The sequence below is a fragment of the Thalassospira sp. HJ genome, from assembly GCF_000948415.1.
Taxonomy (GTDB): domain Bacteria; phylum Pseudomonadota; class Alphaproteobacteria; order Rhodospirillales; family Thalassospiraceae; genus Thalassospira.
Window position 1 is genome coordinate 597055 of record NZ_JYII01000010.1, and the last position, 15472, is coordinate 612526.

General features: G+C 54.5%; 18 protein-coding genes and 1 tRNA gene. 14 read left to right on the forward strand and 5 right to left on the reverse strand.

All coding sequences use genetic code 11. The features are described from left to right. Nucleotides 1–35: 35 nt before the first annotated feature. The 4 genes from hisG to UF64_RS08150 are packed head-to-tail and all read left to right on the forward strand — an operon-like array spanning nucleotide 36 to nucleotide 2953. Nucleotides 36–695, forward strand: a complete 660-nt coding sequence (hisG, locus tag UF64_RS08135; protein WP_008891763.1) for an ATP phosphoribosyltransferase — start codon at nucleotides 36–38, stop codon at nucleotides 693–695. After that, a complete protein-coding gene (hisD, locus tag UF64_RS08140) occupies nucleotides 685–1980 on the forward strand; it encodes a histidinol dehydrogenase (protein ID WP_044828073.1) in 1296 nt (431 codons plus the stop codon). The genes hisG and hisD overlap by 11 nt, the downstream gene beginning before the upstream one ends. A 43-nt stretch (nucleotides 1981–2023) precedes the next feature. Further along, the gene (locus UF64_RS08145; protein WP_044828074.1) at nucleotides 2024–2500 is read left to right on the forward strand and encodes a UPF0262 family protein; all 477 of its coding nucleotides are present in this window, start codon (nucleotides 2024–2026) and stop codon (nucleotides 2498–2500) included. A 6-nt stretch (nucleotides 2501–2506) separates the two neighbouring features. Next, a complete protein-coding gene (locus UF64_RS08150; protein WP_044828075.1) occupies nucleotides 2507–2953 on the forward strand; it encodes an arsenate reductase ArsC in 447 nt (148 codons plus the stop codon). A 15-nt stretch (nucleotides 2954–2968) separates the two neighbouring features. Here UF64_RS08150 and UF64_RS08155 read toward each other — a convergent pair whose 3' ends face one another. Beyond that, nucleotides 2969–3457, reverse strand: a complete 489-nt coding sequence (locus tag UF64_RS08155; protein WP_044828076.1) for a GNAT family N-acetyltransferase — start codon at nucleotides 3455–3457, stop codon at nucleotides 2969–2971. Nucleotides 3458–3712: 255 nt separating this feature from the next. Between UF64_RS08155 and infA the strand changes: the two genes are divergently transcribed. The 5 genes from infA to UF64_RS08180 all read left to right on the forward strand — a co-directional run bounded on the left by infA (nucleotide 3713) and on the right by UF64_RS08180 (nucleotide 6461). Continuing rightward, entirely contained in the window at nucleotides 3713–3931 is a 219-nt protein-coding gene (infA, locus tag UF64_RS08160) for a translation initiation factor IF-1 (RefSeq protein ID WP_007092059.1), read from the forward strand. Nucleotides 3932–4081: 150 nt separating this feature from the next. After that, nucleotides 4082–4663, forward strand: a complete 582-nt coding sequence (locus UF64_RS08165; RefSeq protein WP_082049641.1) for a nucleoside triphosphate pyrophosphatase — start codon at nucleotides 4082–4084, stop codon at nucleotides 4661–4663. Between the two features lie 2 nt (nucleotides 4664–4665). Beyond that, on the forward strand, nucleotides 4666–6066 hold the full coding sequence (locus UF64_RS08170; RefSeq protein ID WP_044828078.1) for a ribonuclease E/G: 1401 nt from the start codon (nucleotides 4666–4668) through the stop codon (nucleotides 6064–6066). Nucleotide 6067: 1 nt separating this feature from the next. Then, nucleotides 6068–6268, forward strand: coding sequence for a DNA gyrase inhibitor YacG (locus tag UF64_RS08175; protein WP_044828079.1), 201 nt, complete (start codon nucleotides 6068–6070; stop codon nucleotides 6266–6268). A gap of 117 nt (nucleotides 6269–6385) precedes the next feature. Beyond that, nucleotides 6386–6461: transfer RNA gene (locus UF64_RS08180), tRNA-Phe, on the forward strand. 70 nt (nucleotides 6462–6531) lie between these two features. Here UF64_RS08180 and UF64_RS08185 read toward each other — a convergent pair. After that, the gene (locus tag UF64_RS08185) at nucleotides 6532–6978 is read right to left on the reverse strand and encodes a hypothetical protein (RefSeq protein WP_152630642.1); all 447 of its coding nucleotides are present in this window, start codon (nucleotides 6976–6978) and stop codon (nucleotides 6532–6534) included. Nucleotides 6979–7396: 418 nt separating this feature from the next. Between UF64_RS08185 and UF64_RS08190 the strand changes: the two genes are divergently transcribed. Both UF64_RS08190 and UF64_RS08195 read left to right on the forward strand, forming a co-directional pair. After that, a complete protein-coding gene (locus tag UF64_RS08190) occupies nucleotides 7397–8944 on the forward strand; it encodes a CYTH and CHAD domain-containing protein (RefSeq protein WP_044828081.1) in 1548 nt (515 codons plus the stop codon). After that, on the forward strand, nucleotides 8941–9525 hold the full coding sequence (locus tag UF64_RS08195; protein WP_044828082.1) for a hypothetical protein: 585 nt from the start codon (nucleotides 8941–8943) through the stop codon (nucleotides 9523–9525). Before UF64_RS08190 ends, UF64_RS08195 begins: the two co-directional genes overlap by 4 nt. Before the next feature lie 11 nt (nucleotides 9526–9536). On the opposite strand, the gene UF64_RS08200 is transcribed toward UF64_RS08195, so the two are convergent. Then, complete coding sequence (locus UF64_RS08200) at nucleotides 9537–11015, reverse strand: deoxyribodipyrimidine photo-lyase (RefSeq protein ID WP_044828083.1); 1479 nt, start codon at nucleotides 11013–11015, stop codon at nucleotides 9537–9539. Nucleotides 11016–11134: 119 nt separating this feature from the next. After that, nucleotides 11135–12655, reverse strand: coding sequence for a PLP-dependent aminotransferase family protein (locus UF64_RS08205; protein ID WP_044828084.1), 1521 nt, complete (start codon nucleotides 12653–12655; stop codon nucleotides 11135–11137). A 122-nt stretch (nucleotides 12656–12777) separates the two neighbouring features. Here UF64_RS08205 and UF64_RS08210 point away from each other — a divergent pair, with 122 nt between their 5' ends. Both UF64_RS08210 and UF64_RS08215 read left to right on the forward strand, forming a co-directional pair. After that, complete coding sequence (locus UF64_RS08210; RefSeq protein WP_044828085.1) at nucleotides 12778–13404, forward strand: pyridoxamine 5'-phosphate oxidase family protein; 627 nt, start codon at nucleotides 12778–12780, stop codon at nucleotides 13402–13404. 111 nt (nucleotides 13405–13515) lie between these two features. Beyond that, nucleotides 13516–14256 carry a hypothetical protein gene (locus tag UF64_RS08215; RefSeq protein ID WP_152630643.1) on the forward strand — a complete coding sequence of 247 codons (741 nt, stop codon included), beginning with the start codon at nucleotides 13516–13518 and terminating at the stop codon, nucleotides 14254–14256. Here the strand turns inward: UF64_RS08215 and UF64_RS08220 are convergent. Continuing rightward, complete coding sequence (locus tag UF64_RS08220) at nucleotides 14243–14611, reverse strand: hypothetical protein (protein ID WP_044828087.1); 369 nt, start codon at nucleotides 14609–14611, stop codon at nucleotides 14243–14245. The genes UF64_RS08215 and UF64_RS08220 overlap by 14 nt on opposite strands. 133 nt (nucleotides 14612–14744) lie before the next feature. Between UF64_RS08220 and UF64_RS19900 the strand changes: the two genes are divergently transcribed. Beyond that, nucleotides 14745–15431 carry a GNAT family N-acetyltransferase gene (locus tag UF64_RS19900; RefSeq protein WP_161794607.1) on the forward strand — a complete coding sequence of 229 codons (687 nt, stop codon included), beginning with the start codon at nucleotides 14745–14747 and terminating at the stop codon, nucleotides 15429–15431. The last annotated feature ends 41 nt before the right edge of the window (nucleotides 15432–15472 follow it).

The following is a 15472-nucleotide window of genomic DNA, read 5'->3' on the forward strand; positions in this document are numbered from 1 at the left end:
CCGGATAACTGAAAAACGCGTAAGGCGACTGATTGATGAGTGACGAAAAGCTGGTGCTTGCCCTACCCAAGGGGCGCATTCTTGACGAGGTGATGCCATTGGTGCGGTCCGCCGGGATCGAACCGGAAGCGGCATTTGATGATCCGAAATCCCGTGCTCTTCGGTTTGCCACCAATCATCCGCATATCGATATCATCCGCGTGCGCAGCTTTGACGTTGCGACCTTCGTGGCCTTTGGTGCCGCTCATATCGGTGTCTGCGGCAATGATGTCCTGATGGAATTCGATTACCCGGACATCTATGCACCGCTGGATCTCAATATCGGGCATTGCCGGATTGCTGTTGCCGAACCCGAAGAAATGATCGAAGGCGATGACCCGTCGCGCTGGTCACATGTCCGGGTGGCAACCAAATACCCGAACATCACGCGCACTCATTTTGCCAAACGCGGCGTTCAGGCCGAATGCATCAAGCTGAATGGCGCGATGGAACTGGCCCCGACACTTGGCCTGTGCCGTCGCATCGTCGACCTTGTTTCGACGGGCAATACGCTTAAGGCCAATGGTCTGCGTGAAATCGAACATGTTGCTGACGTGACCTCGCGTCTGATCGTCAACCGTGCAGCACTTAAAACCCGTCCGACCGATATCCAGCCCTGGATCGACCGTTTCTCCGAGGTGCTCAATGCCGCTTAAGCTCTCCATCACGGATAAAAGTTTTGAGGAAGATTTCGTCAAGCTTCTGGGTATGAAGCGGGAATCGGATGCCGATGTTGATGCCGCCGTTGCCAACATCATCGATGACGTCCGCGCGCGGGGTGACGAAGCTGTTTGCGAATATACCAATCGCTTTGACCGGCTGAGCATCGATGCATCGGGCATGGCGGTTACCGCTGCCGAAGTTGATGCCGCGGTTGCCAACATTGATGCTGATCTTTTGAAGTCGCTCGAACTGGCCGCGACCCGCATTCGCGCCTATCACGAAAAGCAGATGCCAGCAGACGAGCGTTACACCGATGAAAGTGGTGTCGAGCTTGGTTGGCGCTGGCGGGCTGTTTCGGCGGCTGGTCTTTATGTACCGGGTGGACTGGCATCCTATCCGTCTTCGGTTCTGATGAATGCCATTCCGGCCAAGGTTGCCGGTGTGAAGCGCCTTGTTATGGTTGTGCCGACCCCGGACAACAAAATGAACCCGCTGGTTCTGGCCGCAGCCCGTATTGCGGGCGTTGACGAGATTTACCGGATCGGTGGTGCGCAGGCGGTTGCAGCCCTTGCCTATGGCACGGAAACCATCAAGCCGGTCGACAAGATCGTCGGTCCGGGCAACGCGTTCGTAGCAGCAGCCAAGCGCCGCGTATTTGGTCAGGTCGGCATTGATATGATTGCCGGGCCGTCGGAGATCCTCGTTGTTGCCGATGGCAGCAATGATGCAAGCTGGGTGGCAGCAGACCTTTTGTCGCAGGCGGAACATGACCCGGTTGCACAATCCATCCTGATTACCGATGACGCAGCCTTTGCTGATCAGGTGCAGGTGGCGATTGATACCCATCTGGAAACGCTGCCGCGTGCAGAGATCGCTGGTGCGAGCTGGCGCGACTTTGGTGCAATTGTTTTGGTCGAAAATCTGTCGCAGGCTCCGGCTCTTGTGGATCGGATCGCACCGGAACATCTGGAGCTGGCGGTAGACGACCCGGATGCATTGGCAGAAGACATTCACCATGCCGGTGCGATTTTCCTGGGCCGTTATACCCCCGAAGCCATTGGCGACTATGTTGCCGGGCCGAACCATGTCCTGCCAACGGCGCGTTCGGCGCGGTTCTCGTCCGGCCTTGGGGTTCTCGACTTCATCAAGCGGTCATCGCTGATCAAGTGCACACCCGAAAGTCTGGCAAAGATCGGCCCGGCCGCCATCGCCCTTGCAGAAAGCGAAGGTTTGCAGGCGCATGGACTTTCAGTAGCGATCCGTTCAAACCAGATGTAAGCTGTTGCAATGCAGCGTGTGAGGGGACCGGAGCGAGAGAGCCATGGCAGAAAACCAATGTATTGCCGGTATCTATCTTGACGAAAAGTACAAGGTACGGCGCCGTCCTGAGGTCGAGCACGAGCAGGCGGTAGCAATTTACGACCTTCTGGAAGAAAACCATTTCGAACCGGCAGGCGGGTTTGAAGGGCCATATTCGGTCCATATGCGTATTGAGGACAACCGCATCTATATGGATGTGCGTGGCGATGACGATACCGAAAACCTGACCACCATTCCCGTGCCGCTTTCACCATTTCGCCGGATCGTCAAAGACTATTTCATGATCTGCGAAAGCTATTATGACGCCATCAAGAAGGCCAGTGCCGCCCAGATCGAAACCATCGATATGGCGCGTCGCGGTCTTCACAATGAAGGGTCCGAACAGCTGCGTGAACTTCTGGCCGACAAGGTGACGATTGATGAAAATACGGCCCGTCGCCTGTTTACGCTGATTTGTGTCCTTCACATCCGGGGTTAAGGCACGGTGGCAGAAGAACTCCCCGGCTCGGTTCTTTTTGCCTGCAGCTACAATGCCGTGCGTTCGGTGATGGCTGCTGCCCTGATGCGTCACTATCACGGAACCCGCATCTATGTCGAAAGCTGCGGGGTGCGTGCCGGTGACCTTGATGGCTTTGCCGTGGCGGTGATGGAGGAAATCGGTCTTGATATTTCCTCATACAATTCCAAAACCTTTGATCAGCTTGAAGACGGCTTCTTTGATCTGATCATCACCATGTCACCAGAAGCCCAGCACCGCGCGGTTGAGATGACCCGCACGATGGCCTGTGATGTGGAATTCTGGAATACCTTTGATGCCACGATTGTCGAGGGTTCGCGTGAAATCCGCCTTGAAGCCTATCGTCAGGTGCGTGATCAGATCAAAAAGCGCATTCTTGACCGTTTCCCGATTGGTCCTGCGCCAAAAGTTTGACCGCGTGCCTTGGTTCTATCTGGCAAGGGCGTCGAACGCTGCACCATCCAGCACATAGATTTTCTCATCCTCGGCATGGCGCATGCCAAGTTTCTCGTAAAACCGTTGGGCAATCATGTTTTCCGCATCGACGGATAAGCGGATATAGGACTTTCCGCTTGCTTGGGCGTGTTTGGCAACGGCCCCGACCAGACGCTTGGCAAAGCCGCCACCCCTATGGCTTGGTGCGACATAAAGGTCTTGGATATAAAGCCCGGCGCGTCCGCGAAATGTCGAATAGCTTGGAAAGAACAGGCACATGGCCACCGGCGTGTCATCAGCAATCGCAATCAGGGCATCAAACGCAGGGTCTTCACCAAACCCGTCACGTGCCAGATCCTCGGGCGAACTGGCAATTTTATCCGCACATCCTGTGGCTTTGCCGATTTCGCAAATCATGGCATGGAGTGCCGGTGCGTCATCACGTTCAGCAAGGCGAATTTCAGTGGTATGAGGATTGGTCATGCGGTGGCCTTCACGAGAAGTCAGGATCAAGCAGGCATCTTAGGGCGCAAGTGGCCATTGGAAAAGGCGTAAGCTGGTGTTCTTTCCGCGCGATCGGTTTCAGGACGATTTGGCAAGACAGAGTCTACGCTATTCGTTTAACGCAGTGCTGTAACGCCCTGCTTTGGACGTGAAAGGACTTGACCTTTTGCCCGGTTCAGAGCAGTTTGCGGCCCACCGGTATTTTGATATTGCAATACGAAAGCTAGGAGTCACATGGCTAAAGAAGACGTTATCGAGTTTCAGGGCACTGTCGTTGAACTTCTGCCCAATGCGATGTTTCGCGTGAAGCTGGACAATGACCACGAAATCCTTGCCCACACATCGGGCAAAATGCGCAAGAACCGTATTCGCGTTCTCGCAGGTGACCGTGTCAGCGTCGAAATGACCCCTTATGACCTGACCAAAGGTCGTATCACCTTCCGTTTCAAGTAATCTGAAACCAAGATCAAGCGCAAATTGACCTTGTCTGGCGGTGCGTTTACCTTTGCCGTCAGGGTGCATTTTGCTGCCCAAATGGAAATGTGAGTATTCATCACATTTTTGATTGAAATGGTCTGGGAACGGATATCCGGGAGCCGCATCTTGTCAAAACTGATACTGGCATCTGCATCGCCGCGCCGTCTTGAGCTGCTTGCGCAGATCGGAATTGTGCCAGATCAGGTCGTTCCCGCCGATATCGACGAAACACCCCATTCGGATGAAAGTCCGCGTCGCTTGGCGCTTCGCCTTGCTGAGGAAAAGGCACGTTTTGTTGCCAAATCCAATGGCGGGGCCTTTGTGCTGGCTGCGGATACAGTTGTTGCCTGTGGCCGACGTGCGCTTGGCAAGGCCGAGGACGTTGGTGAGGCACGCAAGTTCCTGACCCTTCTGTCCGGTCGTCGTCACCGGGTTTATGGTGGCATGTGCCTAGTTGCGCCCGATGGCACGGAACGTTCGCGCGTGATCGAGACACAGGTAAAATTCCGCACCCTCGGAACAGATGATCTTAATCGCTATCTGTCCCATGATGAATGGCAGGGCAAGGCCGGGGCTTATGCCATCCAGGGCTTTGCCGCGACCTTCGTAAAGGCCATCTCGGGATCGTACTCCAACGTCGTCGGGCTATCGCTTTGCGAGGTGGATGGTCTTCTGCGCGGCCTTGGCTATACCCCCAAAGAGGTTTGATCATGGCAGTTGGCGGCATTCATAACTCCCGCCTGCTGATTGACGCTGTTGCGCTTGAGCGCAGAGTTGCCTTGATCGAAAATGATCGTCTGACTCGACTATGGATTGATCGGGGTGGGCCGGCGCGGTTTGATATTCATCTTGGACGTATTTCCAAACTGATGCCGGAAATGGCAGCGGCCATGGTCGCTCTTGATGGCATTCCTGACGGGCTTCTTCCCTTTGATCGCTATAACGGCCCGCTTCATGAAGGGCAGTGGGTTCTGGTGCAGATTTCCCGCCTTGGCTTTGAAGACAAGGGTGTCAAGCTTACCGGGCGGATTGCGATCGAAGGTGTCGGTATGATCCTGCGCCCAAGCGCAAACCATATTGAATTGCCGCGCAAGCTCAAAGATGACGGCAGACGCGCCGAACTTCAGGAATTGCTGAGTGCGCTTCAAACAGACGGTGATGGCATCATGTTGCGTTCCGTCGCACTCGACTGGACGCTTGAGGCCATCACAGCCGAATACAAACTTCTGAAAGCGCAGTGGCAAAAGGCCCAAAAGTCGCTGTCTGATGCGTCAAAACCAAAATTGGTCAGCAAGGCCCAATCGGAAACCGATCAGGTCATTGAACGCCACCTGATGGCGGGTGGTGAATGTATCGTCGATGGCACGGACGAATTCGTGCGCTTGCGTGGCTTGCTGACCATGCTGGGCAAGTCTGATGATCACCTTAAGCGTCATGTTGGAAGTCGCCTGCTGTTTGACGATCAGGACGTTGAGGACGAAATAGCGTCTGCCGTGGTACCGCGCGTAGACCTGTCAGGGGGCGGGTGGATCGCGATTGACTTGGCAACCGCCCTTTGTGCAATTGATGTCAATGCGGCGGGGGCAGAGGCCGGCCGTGACAGTGAAGCCCAGGCGGTCGAGGTTAATTTGCGTGCGGCAAACGAGATCGTGCATCAGATCCGTCTGCGCAATATTGGCGGCCTTGTCGTGATTGACCCGCTGCGGATGAAATCCCGCGCCGGGCGTGACAAGTTCGATGCGGCAATGCGCGGTGCCTTTGGCCCGGAACTTGATGGTGCGGTCCAGATTGGCGGCTTTACGCGATTGGGGCTTTATGAGTTCAGCCGCCAGCGCGGAGGCGAATCGCTTCACGCGGAACTGTTTGCCAAACAGGAACATCTGCCGCTTTTGATGGAAGCTGCGCTGAATTCGGTACTGCGCGCTGTTGTGGCGGAAAGCCGAAACGGGGTGACAGGTAACGTCACTCTGTCGGTCAGCCCCGGTGTAGCAAGGGGGGGTGCGAACCGCAGTGATGCGATCCAGATCCTGACAAATGCCTTTGGGACTGCGCCGCAAATTGTCGTGGACCTGACGCTTGAAAACGATGCCTATCGGTTGGAGATACACTAGCATGAACGAAAAAAAGACAACGAAAACAGCCAGCTCCGACTGCGTCGTTTGTGGCAAGCCGGCTGATGAAAAATACAAGCCGTTTTGCTCGAAACGCTGTGCGGATCGCGACCTTGGCAAATGGATGAATGAAAGCTATGCCATCCCCGCCAGCGAGCCGCCAGAGTATCTCGAAGACCTTGAAGATGAAGAAGAATTTTAACGCGACGCGGGATCTCAAAAAAAATGCGATTTGAGGCTGGACAAGCCCCAAAGGAGTTTGTATAACCCCGCTCGTTCCGCAGGGAACACTCCGGAAACGGAGACGAAAGTCGGATTTGCCCAGGTAGCTCAGTTGGTAGAGCAGTGGACTGAAAATCCGCGTGTCGGTGGTTCGAGTCCGCCCCTGGGCACCATCTTTCGGTAGCCAAAAAAACCCGGCCTTCTGGCCGGGTTTTTTGTTTTTCAGCTCGCATGAGTTCCGTTCTAGTCGCGGATTGGCAGATCAAACGTGACCTTCTCGCCGTTGACTGCCGTACCCGCCCCTTGCATGGTTCCTTGCTCGGTCAGTCGGAAGTTTCCGGCGGCATAGCTATCATCCGGACAGATCAGTTCCCACCAGCCGTGAGCGGGCGCCAACCTGTCGTCACGGACGAATTTTCCGAGGCAGGTCTGGGCGCCATAGACATCAATCATGCCGCCAAAGGCATTGGCGCGAAGCTTGGTGTCATAGCGTGAAAACGGACCGATACGCGACCAGTTCAGATTGATTTTGACCATCTTGTCGGTGGTATAGGGCACGGTGTCTTGTGATTCCGCCTGTTTGGCCTGCCACGCATCGTAACTGATTTCCCGGGTGGTTTCGCAGCCACCAATAAACAGGGCGACACCCATGATCAGGGCTGTTTTCAAAGTCCGGGATTGGGTAAGCATCTTCGCCCTCTGGCAGGTTGATTTTGAACAGACTGTAACTGACATAACGCAATACGCAAATGCTGCGTTGCTGTTATCAATATAAGGCATCGCAATCACCCAGAATCGCCATTGCATCAATGCCTTGATACGGGGGATTGCAGATGTGAAAGGATAAGGTTTTTGCCAGCAATCCGGGCCAAATGAACGCGATCCAGTCAGATTGTTTTCAAATGAAAATAGATGCCTGAGCAAAGTGCTGATCGGTCGTTTAAGGCTTGATTTCGAGGGCATTTCTGCCTTTTGTTGCGAAAATCTTACATTTCGCTACCATCATTCCCGCTTCGTGTTTCAACCCGCTGAAACATAAAATTGGTTACTACTTGGTGGCGGAACAGCGTGGGCTGCGCTGTGACAATAACTCGCGTAGGGGAACCAGATGGCCGAGAAGCAGATCGAGATCGAACTTAAACTTCGCATCGATCCGAAACATGTTGCGCGCCTCAAAAGCGCGCCGGTCCTACGCGAGGTCAAGGAAGGTCGTCGTCTGGTGACCACACACCTTGTCTCCATCTATCACGACACGCCGAAACTCTCGTTGGCTGAAAAGGGCCTTGCTGTCCGCCTGCGCAAAAAGGGTGCCCATGGCTGGGAACAGACCGTCAAGGCAACCAATGGCCTGCGTGAAGCGCTTCCGGAACGCAATGAATGGACGGTCGAGCTTGAAGAGGGTGTTCTTGATCTTGATCGCTTCACCGACAAGGACGTCAAAAAGCTTCTCAAGAAGTTTGTGAAGAAAAAGAAGATCGACCGCATTTTTGAAAGCGATCTTAAACGCGGAGCGGTTGACCTGACCTATCGTGATGCGGTGATGGAACTTGCCATTGATCAGGGTGTTGTCCGGTCCGGCGAGAAGGAAGTCCCGATTTCCGAGGTCGAGTTCGAGCTTAAAAAAGGCCATCCCGCCGCGTTGTTTGATCTTGCGCTTGAGCTGCAGCGCACAGTGCCGCTGTTGCTTAGCATGCGCTCAAAGGCATCGCGCGGGCGTGATCTTTATCTGGGTAAGGGACCCGGCGCCTATCGTGCAGCAGCCGTCCAATTGACGCCGGATATGTCGGCAGAAACCGCTTTCCGTGCAGTGATTGCGCAGGGCCTTACGATGATCCTCAGCAACGAGGTCTGTGTTCGTCAGGATCTCGATATCGAAGGTTGCCATCAGATGCGGGTTGGTATGCGCCGTCTTCGGGTGGCACTCAACCTGTTTAAGAAAAACCTGCCAGCCGGCGAGGCCGTCTTGCTGCATCGGTTGTTGAAGCTGTGTAGCAAGGGGCTTGATGGGCTTCGCGATTGGGACGTGTTCCTGACCGAGACACTGCCGATGATCGAGGAACGGTTCCCTGATCACACAGGTGTTGGAGAACTGCGCAAGGCTGCTGAAAAGCAACGCGAAGCAGCGCTTGCGAATGCACGCAAGATGCTTGATCAGCCGGAATACGGACAGTTGCTTTTGCTGCTCGGTGCTTGGGCGAGCTATTCCCGTTGGGCGTCCGGGGCGAGTGCCGCACAGATGAAGGCGATGGCCGCACCGGTTTCGGAAATGGCCGAGCCGCTCCTAGAGCAGGCCTATAAACGTGTGACCAAACGCGGTGATCACGTTGCTGGCCTAACTACACCACAACTTCATGCGCTTCGTTTGGATGTCAAACAGATGCGTTATGGGACGGAGTTCTTTGGGGCCATTTACGGTGCAAAAAAGGTCAAGAAGTTCCGCTCCAAACTGACCACGATGCAGGAAATCCTGGGGCAGCTTCAGGATGCTGCCATTGCAGAAGCGCGCTTGATGGCCTTGACGCCACAACTTTCAAAAGATGGTATGGTTGCAGTTGGTCTGGTGTCAGGCTGGTTTGCTGCACGCGCTGATCATCGGCTTCTGGGGATTGCCACGGCCATGGCAGACTTTGCCGATCAGAAGATGTTTTGGAAATGAGGTTTCCCGGATTATTCCTTGATTGGGAATTCTTCGAGAATGTGTTTCGGTTGGTTATCCGCCCGATACTGGCGTTATTCTTTACGTTTGAAGCGCCTGAGGCTATTGACGATCAGATTGTAAGCCGGGCCATGCAGTTGAATATTGCAGAGGCTTCCGGCAGAACAGTGACGTCTGTAAGCGAAGTTGAGCGCACTGGCATCTATGAGGGCGCCGAGTTTGCCCAAAAATGGATACTGGATGATGGGCGGGGGTATGTCCGTATCGGGTTCTGGGATGCAGGTGTTCCAAGGGGGGCGGAAAGCCTTGCTGTTTCAAGGAAGAACTTTGAAAGAAATGCTGCAGTTCTGATTAAACATAAAAAGCTTGTGAAGAAAGTGTCGCATCCAAATGGTGCCGAAGGAATGGTTGCCTTTGGCGACGGTGTAAAACACCAGCGCTGCTCCTTTGGCTTGGCTGTATTAAACCTTGATGCGTATCAAGGTTTCGACACCTTGATTGATACTGCGATATGCTCCAACGGCCCGTTAAAGCCAAACAGCGTTGAAAACCTGATCTGGTATCTAAAAATGGAACCGTGATCAGAGCATGCTTACGCAGCAGCCTTTTTCATGTCCTGATAGGCGCCAAGAGCCCGTTCACGGCCTTCCTTGAGGCCGACTAGGGGTTCGGGGTATGTCTTGCCCAACGTCACGCCAGCGGCCTTTAGGATAAGCGGGGAGGCTTCCCAAGGCTTGTGAATATATTGTTCGGGCATGTCGCGCAGTTCGGGCACCCATTGACGAACATAGTCGCCCTTGGGATCAAACTTTTCGCCCTGAAGCACCGGGTTGAAAATGCGGAAATAGGGGGCGGCATCGGCGCCGCATCCACCTATCCATTGCCATGAAAACGGATTGTTGGCCGGGCAGGCATCGACAAGCGTGTCATCAAACCACGCCAGACCATCCTGCCAATGGATCAGAAGGTGCTTTACGAGGATCGAGCCGACAATCATCCGCACCCGGTTATGCATGTAGCCGGTGTGCCAAAGTTCGCGCATGCCGGCATCAACAATCGGAAAGCCTGTCTGGCCTTTTTGCCAGGCAAGAAGGCCCTTTGCTTCGTCGGCCCACGGGAAATGCTTGAACTGGCTTTGTAACGGGACAGTGCGGAGGTCCTCGGCGTGAAACAGAATGTGATGGGCGAATTCCCGCCAGCCGAGCTCGGATATGAATTTCGATGCGGTCTTGCCTTTACCGGGATTGGCATCGGCATAGTGACTGGCGGCATGCCAGACCTGATAGGGGCTGATTTCGCCAAAGCGTAAATGCGGAGATAATTCGGACGTCACCCGATGATCGGGGCGATCGCGCATGTCGGCGTAATCGGTAAGTCGATCATCGATAAAATCAAACAGCTGGTCTTTGGCACCCTGCTCGCCGGGGGTGAAACGCTCACCAAGGCCACCGGCCCAGTCAACGGGCTTTGGCGAGAGGTCAAAATCGGAAATGTTGATTTGCCCGGAAACCTCGCCCTTGAACAGCGCCATGCTGTCGGGTGCCCCGTGGGGTTCGCGCGGTGGCGGGAGCTTCTGACACGCGCGCCAGAACGGACTATAGACCTTGAAATCGGTTCCCGAACCGGTTTTGACATCCCATGGTTCGAACAGAAGATTGGCTTTGTGGCTTTCACACGTCAGGCCGTGGTCCAGAAGGGCTGACTTGATGTCGGTATCGCGCTTGGTTGACGGCTTGTCATAAACCCGGTTCCAGAATACGGTCTGAACAGCTTTCTCGTCAGCGATACCTTGCAGAACGGTTTTTGCATCCCCCGTAAACAGGCGAAGGGCGCGATCCGATTTGCTGTCGCCAAGTTCGGCGATGTCATTGTTCAGCGCAGACAGGCTTTGTTCCAGCCACCATTTAGTGGCCCCGCCCAACTGATCGGCAATCACCGGATCAAGGATAAAGACCGGAAGCACAGCGCCATCATTTTGCTTGGCCCATTTCGCGGCTGCCAGAAGGGCCGGATTGTCCGCCAGTCGAAGGTCGCTTCGAAACCACATAAGGGCGATCGGGCGTTCAGTCATCTGTCTTCCTGTGTGATTTGGTAATTTCCGGGGGGGGTGAAGCCAAAGGGGGAGAGAGCGACACGACTGTGACAGCGTATAGAGGGAAAGTCGAGGCGCTCTCTCTGGCTCGGGGTACATCAAGACATACGGCGGATGGTTCGGACCAGTTCACCGAAACTTTCCGAAAGCACATCTTTTTTCCAACCGGCAAAACCAAGTACCAGTCCGCGTACAGGAGAGGGCTCATTTCCCGGGCGGGGCCGGTGGAAATAAGACGACAGTGCACGGCAATCGAGCCCTGCCTTGACCAACTCTTCCTGCATTCTGATGTCATCCTGATCACTGATCGAACGGGCACAGAGGTGCAAGCCGCCGTCTGACGGCATCACTGACAGAATATCGGAGGCCTGATCCGTAATCAGGTTCATCAGATGCGCACGCCGTTCACCATATTGCATGCGCATCTTGCGCACGTGACTGCCAAAATGCCCCTCGGCGAAGAACGCACCAAGGGCAGCCTGTGTGGTTGGTGCAGGCACACCATCGGCAAATCCGCGAATGCCGCGAAAGGCCGGAACCAGTGCCCGAGGCAGGACAAGATAGCCAAGCCGGATACCCGGGAACAGCACACGTGAGAACGTGCCGACATAGATCACCCGGTTATCGGTGTCCAAACCTTGCAGGGATGAAAGCGGTGGCCCGTCATAGCGATAGTCGCTGTCATAATCATCCTCGACAATCCAGGCATCGTTATCGCGCGCCCATTGCAAAAGCGACAAGCGCCGCGCAAGCGAAAGGGTCGTGCCCAACGGATAATTTCGCGACGGGGTGGTCACGACAATCCGGGCCGGCGAGGGTGTTTTGCCAAGACCGTCAACATCCAGTCCGTCTTCATCAACGGTGACGGGCTGCACAACTGCACCACTTGCCGCGAGGACCCCGCGAATGCCCTCATAACCCGGATCTTCGGTGGCGATGATATCGTCCGGATCAACAAGGGCACGGGCAGCAAGATCAAGTGCCTGTTGGGCGCCCGAAACAATCATGACCTGATCGGTATCGCAATTGACCCCGCGCGATTGCCGCAGCCATTTGGCGATTTCAGTCCGAAGCAACGGCAAACCAAGCGGATCATCGGGAATGGTCAGATCAATATCGGGCGCGCGCCATGACCGGCGCAGCAACCGCGCCCAAAGATCAAAGGGAAAGCCATCAAGATCGGGGGTCGCCGGGTTAAACGGGCGGGCCACGCGGAAGCGCGGAAAGCGGCGCTGATAGGTCAGCATGCGCTGGGCACTTTGGCTGAGCGGCAAGGGGCGGTCCTTGGTTGCCGTGTTGTGGCTATCCTTGGCAGTGGCGCCGGTTTGCATGTCCCGGTCGGGCAGAGCGCGGGCGACAAAGCTTCCGGCACCGACGCGCGTTTCAAGATAGCCTTCCGAAGTCAGCAGATCGAAACTGGTCACCACCGTATTACGCGAAATGCCAAGCGATTTTGCCAGATCACGACTTGCCGGCAGGCGTTCGCCCGGATGCAGGCGCCCATCAAGAATGGCCGATCTGATGCCGTGATACAGGCGGCGATAAGCCGTTGTACCGCCCGTGTCCCCGGCTTTGTCGGACTGGCTTGGATAAATCCAGCTGTAATCACTGCGTGGCATTGCTGGTGGCCTCGATCAAATTGGTTCTGTCATTTTTATTATAATGGACCTTTTGGAAAGTCCAATTTGATCCATGATCGGGCCAAATTCGACGCCTGATATTTTGACTACGAGGTCCCGCCATGTCTGAACAATACGAAGTCCATCCCCACACCAAAGTTGTCCGGGGTCATAACCGGGCAAGTTATGACCCCGGACAGATTCACGGCATAATCGATGACGCCCTGATCTGTCATGTTGGCACTGTGATTGATGGACGTCCGGTGATGATCCCGACGGCCCATTGGCGCGTGGGGGAGCGCATTTATATCCATGGCGCATCCAAGAACCGGATTTTGGCCGCGATTGCGGATGGGGCCGAGGCCTGCTTGTGTATCACGCTTCTTGATGGTTTGGTGATGGCACGGTCTGCCTTTCACCATTCGGCTAATTACCGCTCTGTGATCATCTATGGCAAGGGCACACTGGTTGCTGATGACGCGGGCAAGATGGAACATTCGCGCCTGTTTACCGAAAAACTCGAACCCGGCCGCTGGGAGCAGATCCGCCATCCCAACAAACAGGAGCTCAAGGCCACCATGTTCCTTGGCTTTGATTTGAACGAGGTTTCGGCAAAGGTCCGTAGCGGTGATCCGGTCGATGACGAGGAAGACTATGACCTTGATGTCTGGGCCGGGGTATTACCGTGTGCAACGGTATGGGGTGCACCGATTGATGATACGCGTTTGAAGCCCGGAATTGTGCGTTAGCCTTAAAACCCGAATGACTAATTGTCAGTTCTGCTTGCATCTGACCCTGTGTTGATGTGTGCTCTAAGATCTAATGATATCTTGGGGCGTGCCGCAACGCAGGGTTAGATGATGAAAAAGTGGCTGATTGTCGTTTTAGGCCTTTTGGGGCAGCCGGGCTTTGCATTGGCAAATGCCAATAATGTGTCTTTGGAAGAAAACGTTCTTCTGATGGCGACACACGTGGAGAACATCCTTAATCAGACGGATGGTCTGATGCGTCGGTCTGCGGATCTTCTGCGGAATGCTGGCGGCATGAATGATGTTGTGATCCAGGGAAGCCTTGCGAACTATACCTCCCAGGTCGAGGCCGTTCGCGCCCTGTTGTTCATCAACAGCAAAGGTATTCTCGAATTTGATACAACGCGCCACCCGGCGGCAAATTTGGATCTTTCGGATCGCCCGTATTTCTCAAAGGCGATGGCGCATGGCGATGAACATATTCAGATCCAGACGCCAGTTCTTGGCAAGCAATCAGGCGTTCCTTTTGTACCGGTAACGCGTGTTTTGCGCGGTGTGTCGGGTTCGGTCATGGGTGTGTTGGTTGCTGTCATGACGCCTGATGCATGGTTGCCCTCGGAGCGGGCCTGTCGGCTATGCTTTTATTCGGCCTTTACCATCGAGGGCGAGACAATCATGACCGCGCCAGCGCAGATGCAGTTGGCGGACGATTTCTTTGAAAGTCTGATGATTGTTGATGGGCGTTCGGGGATCAGCGAAACCCGCCTCAATACGTATCCGGCCCGCACAATGTGGCGTCGTTTGCGCGATTACCCGGTCATCGTGACAAGTTCGGTCGTCACCATATATTGATGGTTTCTTGCGGTTCCTTGTCGACCAGATAAAGCAGGAATGCGATTGCCTTCATCTGGTCTTTTGACGTGAACTCATTGGCCGATTTACCGATATGCTGTTCCATTGCTGACCATATGTCAGCCGGGACGGTGCTGTTTTTTTCACTCACGAGAACCGTCAGTCTTCCAAGATCGTCGGCATGCAGTGCCGGCGGGTTTGTTACATAAGCATGCGTGACCGCGCCGATTGTCGCCGAAGACAAGGCAATCGCAATCGCCATCCCCCAAAGCTGTGGCTTTGACAGGGGCGCCTTTTTTGTACGGCCCACGAGGGTTGCACTGTCCAGTCGTTTTTGCAGATCAATATCAAGCATGTGACTGTTCCGACGTTCTCAATCTGTGGTCTAAATTACGATCTGATAACTGTAGATAGATTTATACCTAAATCGCAACACGCGAAAGATGTGTAATGTTATTCCCGGGAACTTTTATCAAGGGAATAAGCTTATGGTTGCAATCAGATTTGCTAAAAAGGAAGACGTTTCAACGGTTTCGAAGATCCATGCCTTCTGTTGGCGCGAAACATACGCTTTCATGCCCGAAGCCGTTTTACAAAGCAGAAACCAGGAGTTTAGAAGGCTTCAATGGCTGAACTGGTTCGAATCCCGTTCAAGGGGGGAGGCACTGTTCGTGTTGGAGGTCGATAATGACGTGGTCGGATTTTGCTTTTGCTGCCCGAACAGGGACGATGCCATTACAGGTTCCGGCGAGATGCATGCAGCCTACGTGCTTCCGGACTATCGCGGGCGGGAGGTCGGACCGTTGATGATGCTTACCATGCTGGATTTCATGGAAAATCATGGTTTGACGCCGCCGACATTGTGGGCCTTCAAGGACAACCCTATCCGGCTTTGGTACGCACAGATGGGTTGGCGTAGCGAGGTGAAACGCGACCGCGTGATTGAAAACGTCGCCATTCCCGAGGTGGGGTATGTTTGTGATGATTGTCGAACACTACGTGCCCGGTTGACCAAGCTGCTCAACCGCTATGGCGGTGAAACTGCTTTGACGCAAACTCAACCACGTTTTCGAACGCCTCAACATCGAAACTCTTTCCATCTGCCTGCTGTTTCTCACGGCAATAGTCAAACAGTGAAAGAAACAGGTCTGCAAACTCGTCCGGATCCGCTTTGACAGCCTTGGATTTGCTCGCCAGAAAGTAGGCGATATTAAAG